The 15,264-nt window shown below is 50.1% G+C and carries 10 protein-coding genes; 5 read left to right on the top strand and 5 right to left on the bottom strand.

The window, feature by feature from the left end; genetic code table 11:
* Positions 1-200 precede the first annotated feature (200 nt).
* The 3 genes from ACYVK4_RS19920 to ACYVK4_RS19910 form a co-directional block, all read right to left on the bottom strand.
* A complete protein-coding gene (locus ACYVK4_RS19920; RefSeq protein ID WP_461129280.1) occupies positions 201-1,619 on the bottom strand; it encodes a hypothetical protein in 1,419 nt (472 codons plus the stop codon).
* A 598-nt stretch (positions 1,620-2,217) separates the two neighbouring features.
* Positions 2,218-4,524, bottom strand: a complete 2,307-nt coding sequence (locus ACYVK4_RS19915) for a response regulator (RefSeq protein WP_461129279.1) — start codon at positions 4,522-4,524, stop codon at positions 2,218-2,220.
* 3 nt (positions 4,525-4,527) lie between these two features.
* Positions 4,528-5,667, bottom strand: a complete 1,140-nt coding sequence (locus ACYVK4_RS19910) for an FIST signal transduction protein (protein ID WP_461129278.1) — start codon at positions 5,665-5,667, stop codon at positions 4,528-4,530.
* A 609-nt stretch (positions 5,668-6,276) separates the two neighbouring features.
* On the opposite strand from ACYVK4_RS19910, the gene ACYVK4_RS19905 reads away from it, so the two are divergent.
* Both ACYVK4_RS19905 and ACYVK4_RS19900 read left to right on the top strand, forming a co-directional pair.
* The gene (locus ACYVK4_RS19905; protein WP_461129277.1) at positions 6,277-6,657 is read left to right on the top strand and encodes a hypothetical protein; all 381 of its coding nucleotides are present in this window, start codon (positions 6,277-6,279) and stop codon (positions 6,655-6,657) included.
* Positions 6,658-6,765: 108 nt separating this feature from the next.
* Complete coding sequence (locus tag ACYVK4_RS19900) at positions 6,766-8,664, top strand: cytochrome-c peroxidase (RefSeq protein WP_461129276.1); 1,899 nt, start codon at positions 6,766-6,768, stop codon at positions 8,662-8,664.
* A gap of 3 nt (positions 8,665-8,667) precedes the next feature.
* On the opposite strand, the gene ACYVK4_RS19895 is transcribed toward ACYVK4_RS19900, so the two are convergent.
* Together ACYVK4_RS19895 and ACYVK4_RS19890 are read right to left on the bottom strand one after the other, a co-directional pair.
* Positions 8,668-9,456: a queuosine precursor transporter gene (locus tag ACYVK4_RS19895; RefSeq protein ID WP_461129275.1), complete on the bottom strand. Its 789-nt coding sequence runs from the start codon at positions 9,454-9,456 to the stop codon at positions 8,668-8,670.
* Positions 9,457-9,548: 92 nt separating this feature from the next.
* Positions 9,549-10,958, bottom strand: coding sequence for a hypothetical protein (locus tag ACYVK4_RS19890; protein WP_461129274.1), 1,410 nt, complete (start codon positions 10,956-10,958; stop codon positions 9,549-9,551).
* Positions 10,959-11,176: 218 nt separating this feature from the next.
* Between ACYVK4_RS19890 and rbfA the strand changes: the two genes are divergently transcribed.
* From rbfA to ACYVK4_RS19875, 3 genes are all read left to right on the top strand, one after another.
* The gene (gene rbfA, locus ACYVK4_RS19885; RefSeq protein ID WP_461129273.1) at positions 11,177-11,554 is read left to right on the top strand and encodes a 30S ribosome-binding factor RbfA; all 378 of its coding nucleotides are present in this window, start codon (positions 11,177-11,179) and stop codon (positions 11,552-11,554) included.
* An 88-nt stretch (positions 11,555-11,642) separates the two neighbouring features.
* Positions 11,643-12,851 (top strand): ABC transporter permease, encoded by a 1,209-nt coding sequence (locus ACYVK4_RS19880; protein ID WP_461129272.1) that lies wholly within the window; start codon positions 11,643-11,645, stop codon positions 12,849-12,851.
* 219 nt (positions 12,852-13,070) lie between these two features.
* Positions 13,071-15,218: a glycoside hydrolase family 31 protein gene (locus ACYVK4_RS19875; RefSeq protein ID WP_461129271.1), complete on the top strand. Its 2,148-nt coding sequence runs from the start codon at positions 13,071-13,073 to the stop codon at positions 15,216-15,218.
* The last annotated feature ends 46 nt before the right edge of the window (positions 15,219-15,264 follow it).

The raw sequence follows: 15,264 nt of genomic DNA, 5'->3' as shown, positions 1-15,264 counted from the left end.
AGCCATTATTCATGTTAAAATAGCGTAGATCGGTCATAGGTTCTGGTCGCCTGGCGATCAAACTTATACAAAAAATAATTAACCACAGAGGCACGGAGGGCACAGAGTCCTATCAGGGGAGTATGTACCCATTAGAACCTCTGTGCCCTCCGTGTCTCTGTGGTTAAATAAATTTGTTCAATTACTTATCGATACAGCCCCTACACCTGCCTAATCAGCTCCTTTACTTCGGCAATTGTGTAGGTATCGGGCAGACGATTCGTTTCAAAGACCATAAAGTACGCGTACTGCCGACCGGCTTCCTGTGCCCATTTTTGGCCGAGCCGGTTCTTGGCGGCACTGTCGGAGTTGTCGCGGTCATCGCCTTTCGTTTCGAGCAGAATCAGCGAACCGTTTAGGGTGTAGAGGATAAAATCGGGGTAGTGGTTCGACTTATATCCGTTAATGGCAAACCCCTTGCCCCGCCCTAAATTCCGGTGCCAGAACCGCACATTGGGCAGAGCGGCCAACTCGCTGATGACGCGTTCCTCGAAGCCGTTCATGCTGCCTTCGCGTTCGTAGAGCGACTTGCCCAGCGATTTTCCCAATGGCCCCGGCACAATGGTCTTCTTGAAAACGAATCCCTGTTCCACCGAAATCTTACCGACAACCAGCATTTTTTTAAACTGATCTTCGGCATACACATCGGCCAGAGCGCGAATTTTCTTCCTGATCTTGTTGCGGTAAGTATACTCCCTGGCCAGTAAATCTTTGATGCGCTCGGCGTCGAAACTGCTCAGAATACGCTCCAGATACAGTTTTATTTGCTGGTCGGGAATGGGGTACATGTTGCCAATGAGCTGTAGCATCCTGTGGGCCAGGTCTTTCACCTGGCCCGCTTTCGGCTTGGTCAGGATATAATCGACAAAGGCTTCTTTTACCTGTAGGTTATCGATCTGTAGAAAAACGGGTCGATACTGGTTGCCCTGCGTGCGCTCGATGTCGATTTTGTATAAATCACTTTCCACCGTGTCCCAGTCGATTTTCAGGTCTTCGTCGGCCAGTCGGAAGCCCTTTAGCAACACTTCCTGATTGAGCAGCACCCGCTCGCCCTGACAAAAGAGCCCCGTTTGCGGCACGTTTAAATAAAACTGCGGCAACCTAAGCTGCTGGGCCATGTCGGCAAAGTCCTGATTGAGGGCGATCTTTTTTACGGTAGAGCCAAGTTCTTGGAACAGGGGCGACGAATCGTCCGAATCCTGCTGACGGAGTTGTTTGTCAAATTCCTGATTCTTTTCAATCGCAATCCGGGTAATCGCCGTCAGGGCGGGCGGTAGTTCGGTGAGGGTCTCGTCGGGAGTGAGGGTCGGGTCGAACTGAATCTTCTCCGGCTCAATGTCGTCGCTGCTCGTATCGTTGAGTTCGGGAAACAGAAACCCCTGTAGTGCCTGGGCTTTGGTAGGAGGCTGTTCGGTCATTTTCTGCTCATCCGTAGAACGATAGTCGTTGCGGCTGAATCCGGCCGATTCCAGTCCCCGGATGATGCTTTGCAGCGTTTCGTTGAATTTGGCCGAGGCCGTGAGTACATACGACACGTTGAGCAGGTCGCTCTGGTGACGAATGACGTAGGGTTGCCGCAAGACCCGACCTAGAATCTGCTCAATATCAATCGGCCTGGCCGTAGGTATATTGCTGGTCGAGAACCCGAAACGGAACGTCGTGGTGATGATTGACTACTTTATCTTTCCCAATCCAGGTAAGTGTAGGCATTATGAGCGTCGGGGGTCATACAGGTGAACGCCCCGAGGCTCAATAGGGGGCAAAAAAATAGGGTGTGAACCTCCGCTGCTATAGTACTCAGCCTGCGGCATCCCCATGCCTTGAGAAGAATACAAAACAGCAAGAGGACACACCCTTTCGGGCGCGTCCTGTTAAACTGCTTCTTCCTCTCATTCAGAAATTGGGGATTTTCAGGCTGAGGAAACCGCTAGCAACGCTATGTCTTTATGTCAGAATGACTTGTCTTTTTTACTCGATAAGTTGTGATATTTTAGCCAGCAAGTTAGCCCTATTAACCGAATTGGGTAAGTTCGCTGTTGTGCCTGATTGGTCTTAATCAGTCCGTGTCGGACTGCCCTTACACTTTGGGAGTATAGCCGCCAAAAATCAATCCTGTTTGTAAGACAGGACGTTGACTGACGGTTGGGGCGGGGTATTGATCCGGGAGGAAAAGCCGGATCAGCTATCCAGTAAAGTCATTAAATAACTGATCTCCTTTTCGATTGTATCGGACAGGTTGGCGATCCGTATTGTATCGGCCGGGTCGATCGCTTCAAGCTGGCTGGCTAAGTTGGCAAGAATAGTGAAATTGACCGTCGACGCCGTTCCGTTCAACTGGTTGGCCAGGGCTTTCAGCTTTTGGCCATCTCCACCGGCCTGCGTTTGATAAAGGCGCTCCGGGAAGGCAGTCATATACCCTTTGGCCGCTTTAAGCAGCATACTCACCAGTCGTTCATCATTCTTCATACTGGCTCGCAACGCATTCCGGTCGAAATGGTCATTTTCGGAAATAGTTTCTTCCGGGGTGTCCTGTTGCGGGGCAAGCCATTTGTCAATGATTTTTTCCAGCAGCGTTGGCAGAATTGGCTTGCTCAGGTAATCGTCCATACCAACCTGTAAACATTTTTCCCGCTCACCCTGAACCGTACCCGCCGTCAGGGCAACGATGGGCGTCCGCTTGCCTGTTTCCAGCAGTCGAATGGCTTTGGTTGCTTCGTAGCCATTCATCTGGGGCATTTGAATATCCATGAAAACCAGCGTTGGCTGTCCGGTCTGAAAGGTATCCACAGCCTGTTTGCCATCCACGGCTTTCAGAATTCGGGCATTGGGCAATCGTTGTGCAATCAACGTGGTGGCCAGAAGCATATTGACCGGGTTATCCTCGGCAACCATGATGGTAACCGGTTGCAGAGACGGTTTGGATTGCTCCTCCTGATGCTGGTTTTTATTGGCTGTACCCACTACATTTTTCTGTATTTTGAGGTGTATAAGGGCATCATAAAGTTGCTCGGCTTTAACGGGCTTGACCAACCGCTGCGCTATGCTAAGTTCGTTGCAGAGGGTCAAGACCTTCTCATCTTCTGACGAACTGTGTAAGAGTAAAATTGGTAATGCCTCGGCAGACAAGCTAAGGTCCTGACGAATAAATCGGGTCGTTGCCAGCCCATCCACATACGGCATGTGGTAATCCATCAGGATCGCATCGTATCGTTGTCCGGCTTTCAGGCGCTCCAACGCTTCCAGTCCACTGCCCGCCTGTTCGGTTTTTATACCTTTGAGCGCCAGCATGGCTTCCAGAATATGGCGATTGGTGGTGTTGTCATCCACAATCAGGACGTTCTGAATCAGGGCCAGATCGATACAGGGTTCCAGCTCGCCGGAGGCCGACTTAAACTGAATGTCGAAAAAGAAGGTGCTGCCTTCGCCCGTCTTGCTGATTAACTGAAGCTTGCTGCCCATTAACCCCAGCAGTTTGTTGGAAATGGCAAGGCCCAGGCCCGTACCGCCAAATCGGCGGGTAGTGGACGTATCTTCCTGCGCAAAGGCATCAAATATTTTAGACTGGTTCGACTCGGCGATGCCTATACCCGTATCGCGTACCGAGAACCGAAAACCAACGGCGTCCTGCGTTGCTGCGCCCGTTCGTTCGACTTTCAGCTCAATTTCGCCATGCTGAGTAAATTTAACGGCATTGCTGAGGAGGTTAATAAGAATCTGTCGGAGCCGGATGGCGTCAGTCCAGATAAAGCGAGGTATGTCGGGCTCAATATTCAGCAGCATTTCCAGCTTTTTCTGGTGGGCATGCAGCTTGATCATATCGGACACCTGGCTATTAAAATTCAGAATATCTACCTTCTCAATGGACAGTTCCAGCTTGCCGGCTTCAATTTTGGAGAAGTCGAGAATATCATTGATAATGTCCAGCAATGAATTCGCCGATTGGTTGACCAGTGATAGGTAATGCTGCTGAGTGGTATCTGTATTGGTTTTAAGGAGCAAATCCGTAAAGCCAATAACCCCGTTTAAGGGTGTCCGGATCTCGTGACTCATCATCGACAGAAAGTCAGACTTGGCCAGGGTAGCCTGTTCGGCCTGCTCCTTGGCCTGCCGTAGTTCCTTCTCAATAATTTTCCGACGTTCGAGCTGCTGCTGCAGAAAGTCGAACAGGCTGATCAGGTTATTCGGATTGACATCCGGCATGTCATCCACTTCGGGTACATCCAGCGTCCGAATGGCCTCAATTAACTTCTCGACAGATTGTCCGCGCTGTCCAATCTCTGCTTTGAGCTTGTTATTAATGTCCGCGTATTCGCGTTCATTCATAATGGAAGAGTGCTCGAACAATTCCTTGTCGCGTTCGAAATTATGATACGACTCATTAACCGCTCTGATAAACTGCTGAAATTGTTCGGGCTGAAATGCGTTGTCAGGCAAGTATTTTTTGAGCTGCCTGACGAGCACTTTATGCATTGGTTTAGCGTCCATGCTTTATTTTTCCGAGAATACAGTAATGGTCATGGTTTGATTGTGTAGCTCACAACGGGCGTTGGGGGCAATGGGCGATATTTCGCCGTAGGAGTAAAAGCCGGTTATAACAGGACCGGGGCCAAACACATCCCGTACGGCTTCTACCTCTTCGTCTACCCGCTGACCCAGCACCAGCTTCCGACCCACACAACTCACCAGAATGACCAGTTCCGGTTCTACCACTACATGCTTGATGGCCGTATGGGCTGCCACGGCAGCTGCCTCGATCAATCGGTCGAGGTTGGCCGTCATGAAGCGGACAAGGCTTTTTTCGGGCATGTCGCCGGCAAAGGTCATACTTCGGTCGGTCTCGTCGATAGACAGAATTGTACGAACCAGAGGGTGCGAATCGGGCGATGTTCGCATTGACAGCGGGAAAAACAAGGCGGCAGACGGTAGCCCTTCGGCGTATTTACCCAGGTATTCCTGGTACAAATCGAGCGCCTGTTTTTCGCCGATCTGATAAAGAACATTGTATTCTGAGCGGGTAACTTCCCGTTCGGGCCCAAAAACGTCCCAGCCACCCATAGAGCTGGTACCTACCGTGAGGTCCTTCCCGTAGAGACCGATACCGACAATTTTTCCAACGGAAGGGGGTTGGTCCAGACCAACCAGGGTTCGCTCAAAACGGGCCGCATCGCCAGCCAGCCCGCCGGTAATGGGCACGATCCGATTGAGGCAGGTATTCAGGGCATCAATTAATTTGCTGCCGTTGACCACGCTTCCATCGGAGATGATAAAAATAGCGGCCAGGTCTTCACTGTCCAGTTCCTGAGCCAGTTGCTTGCCGGCAGCATAACTTTCATGAAGGGCTTTTATGTCAATCTGAACGGACCGAATAGTCGTTTTTTCAAATTCAATAGCTGTAACAACGATGCTATCGTCGGAGACTTTATCCTCAAAAATTTCGCCTGACGTAGAGTTGACCACAATCGCAGCGGTGGGGTATTGCTCGCGAAGTTGAAGATATCGATCGGGATCGTCAAGAAGGCTACGTTCGCCGAAAGCAAGTACCAGTTGAGCCGCCGACGCCGAGAATCCCTCTGTTTCGGTTATCGTTTTACCCTGGTCAGCGTCGTAGATTGACTGCCTGAGTTTCATATAGTGAAGGTCTTTAAAATAGAAGATACGTTGTATATAAACTAAAATAAGCCGAAAGTCCTGTAAGCGATTGCGACCGATAAGCGTATCCCTACGTTTTCAGAACAAGGTAATAAACAAATGTTGATACTGGGTATATAACTAAAATCATTTCCCCTACTATTATAAAAGGTGTTTTTGATTTTGTTTATGTGGTAACAATAATTGCAATATATGGAAAATAAATTACAAATTATTTATCATATATACTATTTAGGTCATTACATAATAAAAGATGACACATCTTTTATTATTCATATTGACAATATGGTTAACTTTGTAGTGTACAAGTTTCGGTATAATTGATTACAAATATACGACTTGTTGTATTAAAGTAGTGGTTACCTTATATGCTTCGAAATAGGAATTTCTGTAGATAAAGGTAATTCTATGTTAATATTAAAAGTTTTATATGGTAAATTTTTAAGAACTGTGTAACGAAAGAGCAAGTTGTGAGTCTAAGTAATTAAATCAACTAAGTTGTGATCCGTTTTTGACGTCGAACACTCAGCTGATTAAGGCGGGCTCAATCAATGTTTTGCCTTTCTTATTCGCCCCCTGCTAATGGCTATGGAATCCTTATTAAGCTATATTTTACTGGAAAACAGTACTATCAAGCAGATGAATGCCGAAAATGGTCCTAACGATCTGGCTGCTGCACATGAACGCGTGACAAAGCTTGTCTGGAAACTAAAGCAACTTGACCCCACCAACTCAACGTTTATCAAGTCGTGGAACATGCTTGTCGACTACGGTGAGAAAGATCTGCGGGCGATGCTTTTATATAAAGCAATTTCTGCCGATCAGAAGTATACGTATGCGTTTTCGCGGTTGAAAGTAAAAATTGGTGTGGCCATCAGCCTGTTATCCATCCAGCCGCCAGCAGATGTTAAAGTGCCTTCTCTTTCCAGTTTGTCCACCTCTCCCTGGTACCGGAAAAGAATAAAATAATAGATAAACGTCGGGTAAGAATAGCTAGTTTTGCTTTACAGTCAAGTCGTTGGTTGGTAAACGGCCCCTGTCAGCGCTTCGCTTAAGACCCAAACCCGATGTTTGAGTATGCCAGACAAACACGTTACTACGTCATACCGCTTCGTTTGTCTGTTTCTCCTGATTATCACGATTCCCGCTTTTTTGCCTAAACCGGCGCTCCCCAAAGATCAGCCGATCTATGATCGCTTTATTGCCGACAACAACCGATTCAATCAGCAGGTACAGCAGTTAGCTCACTACGTAGCGATCGATGCCCCGGACGATTCCCTACGGGCCTCTTTTCGGCGTAGTCGGGTTGCCTACAAGCGAATCGAGTGGTTGCTGGAATACTTTCAGCCCTTTCTGGCTACCCATATTAATGGACCCCCGGTTGTTGAGGTGGAAGGCACTGAGCCGGGTCAGACGCCCGTGCTGCCCAGTGGCTTACAGGTGGTGGAGCCGTTCCTGTTTCCGACTTATGAACGCTCCGGCAAAGCAGTCCTGACGCACGAACTCACCGCATTACTGACCTACGCGGCTCGATTAGAGCAAAGTATACCCTCCGGTCAAATCACCGACGCGGATGTTCTGGAAGCGACACGGCAGCAATTGTTCCGAATACTCACGGCTGGTCTAACCGGTTATGATGCTCCAGAGGCTCTAACGGGCCTGTCGGAAGCGGCTGTTAGTCTGCACTCTCTTCATGAGGCTTGTGTGCCCTATACACGCCAACTCGCTCAACCCCAGGCCGCTCAGATCGAACAGCATTGGATGGATGCTATTCGCACCCTTGAACACGCTGATGATTTTAAGCAATTCGATCGGGTATCCTTTATCCGGAATCAGCTGTATCCGCTTTGCCGGTCTGTTCAGCACATGCGGCAAACGCTTGATATTGAGGCTGGTAGTTCCAATCGGTTCCTGTCGCCATCGGCGGCAACCCTATCGGATTCGGGGGCGTTTCAGTCCGACTATCTCATTAATTTCGGAGCCTTCAGAAGTACCCCCCAGAAGGTACTGTTAGGCAGAATCCTGTTTTTTGATCCTTTGTTGTCCGGAAACAATACCCGCAGTTGTGCCTCCTGTCACCAACCCGAGCGTGCCTTTACGGATGGGCTATCTAAAAGTCAGTCGTTGAGCGGCCGGAAGCGTGTGTTGCGAAATGCCCCGACGCTAATCAATGCGGGCCTGCAAAACGCGCAGTTTTACGACTCCAGAGCCATTTACCTGGAAGACCAGGCCCATGATGTACTGACAAACGTATCTGAAATGCGCACATCGGGCGAAGAGATCGTGAAAAAGTTATCGGCGAGCATAGCGTATAAGAAACTGTTTGGTGAGGCATTTCCTGCGGGGCTAACGGCCCCTAATGTACGCAATGCCCTTGCCTGTTATGTTCGTAGTCTGGTGGGTCTGAACGCGCCGATAGATCGGTATCTGCGCGGAGAGTCCGTTGCTATATCGACTGATGAGGTGCAGGGACTAAACCTGTTTTTGGGGAAAGCCCGTTGTGCTACCTGCCATTTCTTCCCGATCTATAATGGGTTCGTGCCGCCCCATTACGAAAAAACGGAGAGTGAGATCATTGGTATTCCCCGTCGGGCAAAAACACATAAGGCCCGGCTGGATCTGGATATGGGAAAGTTTTACACGTATCAGAAAGACAGACACCGGTTTGCCTTTAAAACCCCAACCGTTCGAAATGTTGCGTTAACCGCTCCCTACATGCACAATGGCGTTTATAAAACGCTGGACGAAGTGGTTGATTTCTACGACCGGGGCGGGGGATGGGGAATCGGTATTCAGCTGGATGGACAAACGCTGCCAAAATCACCCCTTCACCTGTCGGGCAGCGAAAAAACAGCGTTGGTTACGTTTCTACGCTCCCTCTCCGATACAACCGGACTGACCCGCCAACCTCAGCAGTTACCGGCCATTGAGGGTAATTCAGCCCTGAGCCGACGAAAAATTGGTGGTTCTTATTGATTGCTACATAAAGGAACTCATGGCCGACTCGTTGGCTAGTTCTTCGGCATGCTCCTTCCCCAAGTACCGATCGATGAAGAAGTGTGCCACGTAAAGCAACGGAGTCAGGAGAACCGCCGTGGTGGCCTTGTAGATGTAATTGATAATGCCCACGGCCAGTACCTGGGTGAGCGACCAGTTGCCAAACACATAAAAAGCGATCCCCAGCACCACAAACGAATCGACCAGCTGCGAAACAAGCGTTGAGCCGGTAGCACGAAGCCAGATTTGCCGGCTGCCGGTAATTTTACGGAGCGAGTGAAAAACAGATACATCCAGAATCTGCCCGATCAGGAAGGCTGTCAGCGAACCGATAATGATCCCAAGCCCCTGCCGAAAGATCATCTGAAAGGCATTGTTGATGTTGATGGCGTTACCAGCCGCATCTTTCGCATTTACATCGAGCCAGAACTGGGCGGGGGGGAGCGTTGTCACGGCGTAAATGATCAGGAAGCTATAGCCAACAAAACCAGCCGTCAGAAAAGAGATGCGCCGAACGCCCGATTTGCCAAAATACTCATTGATGATGTCGGACGTGATAAAGACAAACGGCCAGATGACCGCGCCCGCCGTAAGGTTGAAGTCCAGAACGAAGTCGCTGAATAAGTGAATTTGGGCGGGTTTTGTGCCCAGCAGTGTTTCGGCCGAAAAGATCTTGACGCCAATTATTTCGGCAATGAGTGCGTTGGTCAAAAAAACGGCACTGAGGAAAATGTATAGGTTAGTACGTTTGTTGGTAAACGAAGAGGCCATAGTGAAGGACGAAGTATAATGTATAAAGTACGATTTACGATTTTTTTCGAGTGCTGGCAACCACCGAATGGCCATAGCTCGTAAATAGGCCGTTATTTTCGTTTGTAAATGCCTGCCTCGGCGGTTTTTTCGTACTGAACGGCGAGGGCGGGGGCCCGTTGAAACAGCTTGTCGACTACATTTTCGCGATCAATAATATAATCGGGCGGGTCCTGCCGGAAGTGGTCAAAAACGTTGATGACGGATTCGTAGTTATCCAGATTTTTAAGATCGTATTTGGCCAGGTCCCAGTTCAGATAAGGGGTAGCCAGTCGGTTTTGCCGGTAAGCGCTCAGGTCTTCGCCAATGATGAGAACGCGCCGGTTTTTGATGTCGTTTGGCAGGGGAGAGGGTCTAACGCGCAAACTACTCAAACGCCCCAGGTCGGCGCCCGGAATCAGACCGATTGCGCCCTGATAAAACAGTAAAAGCATCAGGCTGAAGGCAATCAGAAACGTAATTTCGGCCAGCCACGCTTTGCGGATATTTTCGAAGTAGTAAAAGGCGAAGTACGCCATGGAGGGCACAAAACTCAAAAACATCATGGGTGCCAGAAAGGGCATCAGGGCGATGGTTAGAAACGCAATCACAAACCAGATGGCCATAATTTGTTGTACCCGCTGCTGAAAGTTTACATAACGACCGGGTCGGTTAAACAGACTCAAAAAGCCCAATACGCCCAGGCCCAGTGGAATGAAGAGCGAGGCAAGGAGCGACTGAAAGTCTGACAAGGAATATTGGCGAACCCGAAATACCGACGCCAGCAGATTCCGGTTGAAATCGTCGAGGCTGTCGCTGAGGTAATAAAACAGTACGGTGGCAGCAAAGGGAAACAAAAAGCCGAACAGGGATAGCGAATACTGACGCAGGGACGCGCCCGTATAAAAAAGCAGCGACAGAATTGCCCACAAAATGAACAGCGCTGAAGGCAGATAAAACAGCGCAGCAATGCCGATGTAAAAGCCTACTTCAAAAACTTCGTCGGTGGCTCCCCGCCGGTCCATTTGCTTCGTGAGCGTTCCAAAGGCCAGTAACAGAAAACTGGTCGACATCAATACCGGCGAGAGCGTCAGACAGTCGAAGGAGAGGTGCATGAACAGCATGTAGATCAGGCCTGGCCAGAATGACCGGTCCGGGTACACATCTCTACTATTCGTCAGGTAATTGAAGTAAACGATCTGGAAAATGGAAACGAGCGTTGCCGCCCCATAAAGCATAATGGGCGAACGGCCAAACAAACTGTCAATGCCCCAATAAACTAAGGCCGACAGAGGACTAATGCTGTCCCAGATATCACGGTAGAGCAAATTGCCCTGGCTCATCTGCTCGCCAATGATCATCCAGTTCAACTCCGGGATCAGCAGCGGAAACGGATGCAGCAGTAATGGCAACCTGATTAAAAGCAATAAGCCTAACAGACTGACGTATTGATAAGGAAAATAGGATTGAAAGAAGCGTAGCAAGACCGTAATAAGTTAACAAAGCAGTAAGTTATACGTGTTGCGGGTACGTGTTGTTTATTGACGTACTACGTACTCCCTTACTCCTTTAATACCAGTAAAATTACAGTCAATTTCGGCAGAACGGAAAAATGGGCGGATATTTGCAGCATAGAGGTCTGGCAGAGTGTAAACCATTCCGCGCGTTGGACCGTTCAGTTTAGTACCCAAGTACCACAAGTATGGAATCGAAACGACAGCAGAAAGTATCCCGGCAGCTTCAGAAAGATTTGAGTGAAATCTTTCAGCGCGAAGTGCCGCATTTGTTCAATGGTGCCTTTATTACCGTCACCAGCGTGCGCATATCACCTGATTTGAGCGTCGCACGCGTGTATTTGAGTTTCCTGGCTACCAAGAATAAACAACTTCTGCTGGAAACGATTCAGGAAAAAGGTAAAACCCTCCGCCAACACCTGGGCGACCGGGTGCGACACCAGTTACGCATCGTTCCCGAGCTGCATTTCTTCCTGGACGATACGGCCGATTATGCCGATAAAATGGATAAACTCTTCTCCGGCCTCGACATCCCCCCCGCCCCGGCGGAAGATGAGGATGAGTGAAAGAGCGAAAGGGTGAAAGAGCGAATGGAGAGAGCCGCTTTTTCACCTTGTCACTCTTTCGCTCTTTCACCCTTTCGCTCTTTAATGAATGAATCTCCCTGCCTGGATTGCCCGCCGGTATTTCTTTTCCCGTAAAAAACGCAGTTTCATTAGCTGGCTGTCGATCCTGTCCATGCTTGGTGTGGGCGTTGGAACGATGGCCCTGGTGGTGGTGCTGTCGGTATTTAATGGGATGGAAGAGTTGAACCGGCAGATATTCAGAACGTTTGAGGCCGATATGACCGTGGTGCCAAAGCAGGGAAAACGGTTTCTGGCGACGCCCGACTTGATCACACGATTGCAAAAAGTGCCGGGGGTTAATCTGATGACGGCTGTTGCGCAGGATAACGCGCTGGCCCGCTACGGTAATGCCCAGACGGTGGTTCGGATGAAGGGGGTGGATGATAATTACCTGCAACGCCAGCAACTGGATTCGGCCCTGCTCGAAGGAAAACTACTGCTGCGTCGGGATGGCGTCAACTATGCGATTGTAGCCGATGGCGTTCGTAATGACCTGACCATTTCGCCGGTCGATATTCTGACACCCCTTGAAATTCTGTATCCCGAAAGCAGCCAGTCGTTCAGTGTCCTCAATCCCGATGCCTTCAACCGCGAAGCGCTGACGGTATCGGGGGTGTTTTTCATTGAATCCAAATACGACAATTTTGTGCTGGCCCCCATCAACTCGGCCCGGGCGTTGTTTGGCTATAAACCCAATGAAGTAACAAGTCTCGAAATTCAGCTCCGCCCCGGAACAAACGAAGCCAATGCCAAACAAGCCTTGCAGGCGATTGTCGGCGAAAAGTTGACCGTACAAAGCCGGGATGATCTGAATGTTGATCTCTACCGGGCTATTCGGGTGGAGAAGCTGTTCGTTGCGTTGACACTTTCCTTCATCATTCTGGTCGCGTCCATTAATATTTTCTTTTCGCTGTCGATGCTGGTCATCGAGAAAAAAGCGGACATCCGAATTCTGTACGCCCTGGGGGCAACCAGGCCAATGGTGCGCCGGATTTTCCTGACCGAAGGGGCCATAATTGCGCTGACGGGCGCCTTCACCGGTCTCATTTTAGGGGTCGGTATCTGTCTGGCGCAGGAACGGTACGGCTTCATCAGTATGGGCATGGAAAGTGCCATTATTGATGCGTACCCGGTGCGTCTTGACGTCAGCGACATTCTGCTGACGGGCGCCCTCACCATTGTGATGACCATCCTGACTTCCTGGTTCCCAGCCCAGCGAGCAGCTAATATTCGTTAGCCTTACATCCGTACACCGTACTCGATTTGTATAAAAGAGTCGTTAATTGGGGCGTTCAGTGCCTGCTCTGTGCGCTGAATCAAAGAGGTTCCGGTAGAGTTCAGCCAAATTTGCTTTTCAGGTATATCCGTTGTGAATACACGGTACCCGTTGGTATACACGATCCAGTAGAAATTATCGCTGGTCTGACGTGTTCAGTTGACCAGCGAATGACGTCAAATGCAAATGCTGACTCTGTTGAAAACAATTCTCCTCATACTGATGACGGTGTCGCTTGCCAACGCGCAGGTCGTTACCTGGGTACCCCTTCAGCCTGGCGTCTGGAAAGGCAGCGTTGGCAAGCCTGAAGGCTATAACCTCTTAACAGCCAGCGGAGCAAAACCCAACGTGTCGGCACTGACGAAACTGGGGCAACCTGCTTTTCCATTACCTAAACAAGCGATTGCGGCCCGTGTCGTGGATGGGAAAACGTATCTGCGCTTTCCGCTTAATCGCACCGAACAGCTTTATGGCTTTGGGCTTAATTTCCAAACCGTCCACCAGCGGGGCCGGATTTTGAACCTGCATGTCGACCATTTCGGCGGTTCTGATAATGGTCGGACGCATTCGCCAACACCCTTTTACATTTCTTCGGATGGCTACGGTATCTTTATCAGTTCGGCACGGTACCTAACCGTTTATGCCGGTACCGCCGTTCGAAAAGACAGTAATGATCCGCCCGAATCGCAGGACCGAAATACGGATAAAAACTGGACGAGCCGACCGTATTCGGATGCGGTCGAAATTCTGGTGCCGGCTGCCGGAGTTGAATTCTTCGTATTTGCCGGACCCAAACCGATTGATGCTGTCCGACGGTTCAACCTGTTCAATGGGGGCGGTTGTCTGCCACCGCGCTGGGGACTTGGTTTTCAGCAACGGGTGCAGCGGCTGTATTCGGCCGAACAGGTGCAGGCCGAAGCTGACCAGTTTGAACAGAAAGGCTTTCCGCTCGACGTGGTGGGACTGGAGCCCGGTTGGCTAAGCAAATCATATCCGTGCACGTTCGAATGGGATAAAACCCGATTCCCCAACCCAAAAGGGTTTTTGCAGGCTATGCTTGATAAGGGCGTGAAGGCTAACCTCTGGCTAAATCCCTATGTGGCTCCCTCGGCCTCCATCTTCCCGGCCATAAAACCTTTTACCGCGTCGCATACCGTCTGGACGGGCCAGGTTCCGGACCTGACGATTCCCCAGGCACGGGATATTTTCTTCGGCCAGCTGGCAAAAGAGGGGGTGACTATTGGTGTTAGCGGCTACAAAATTGATGAGGTAGATGGTTATGACTCGTGGCTCTGGCCCGATGTCGCTACCTTCCCCTCCGGGCATGCCGCCGAACAGATGCGTCAGACCTATGGGCTGTTGATGCAGCAGTACAGCCAGGCATTGTACCGGAAACAGAACAGGCGCACTTTTGGTCTGATTCGCGCATCGAACGCGGGTGGCTCATCGTTCCCTTATGTGATCTACAACGATTATTATAAACACGAGGATTTTATTACAGCCTTGATCAACAGCAGTTTCGCTGGCGTACTGTGGACGCCGGAAGTGCGTTCATCCGACAGTAGCGAGGAATGGATACGCCGGTTTCAAACGGTTGTTTTCTCGCCCCTGGCGATGATCAATGCGTGGGATAGCGGCACAAAACCCTGGTCATTTGCCGATGTGAGCCAGGCCGTGCAGGACATGGCACTGTTACGAATGCGGATGATGCCGTACTGGTACAGCGAGTTCGCCAAATACCATTTTGAGGGTACGCCCCCCTTCCGGGCCATGAATCTGGAAGAAGGTTTTCGGTCGGAGGTGAAGCGGGAGCTGGTAACAAAAAGTCTGGAGAAGAACCCGTATGCCGAAGCGGTGCAAAAAGAGATCAAAGACCAGTACATGGCGGGGGAATACCTGCTGGTAGCCCCTTTATTCAAAGGGCAGAAAAGCCGCACGGTGACGCTGCCAACGGGCAACTGGTACGACTTTTATACCGGCGAACTCGTTGGCAACGGGCAGCAGATTACGGTGTCGCCGGGCCTGGATCGAATTCCGGTTTACGTAAAAGACGGCGGAATTATACCCATGATGCCCGCCCGGCTCCACGCGCCTAAAGCCGGGGAGACGGTCCCCATCGAAGTCCGGTATTACGGCAATAAGCCCGGCTTTTATCGACTTTACGACGATGACGGCGAAACATTTGCCTACGAGAAAGGGGAGTATAGCTTCCGCGAAATTCGTGTTGACAAGCAGGCGAACGGTCAAATTGTTGGTGCCGTGTCAAAGCCGGAGCCGGGTAAGCCCAATACGGTCGGGGCTGTTACATTCACGCAAATGACAAAGTAGAGCGATAGGGCTTATAGTAGTTAAATAAGGCCATTCTCTTTTCTAC

The sequence above is a fragment of the Spirosoma aerophilum genome (assembly GCF_054782495.1).
This window is presented reverse-complemented; position numbering and strand designations above follow the sequence as displayed.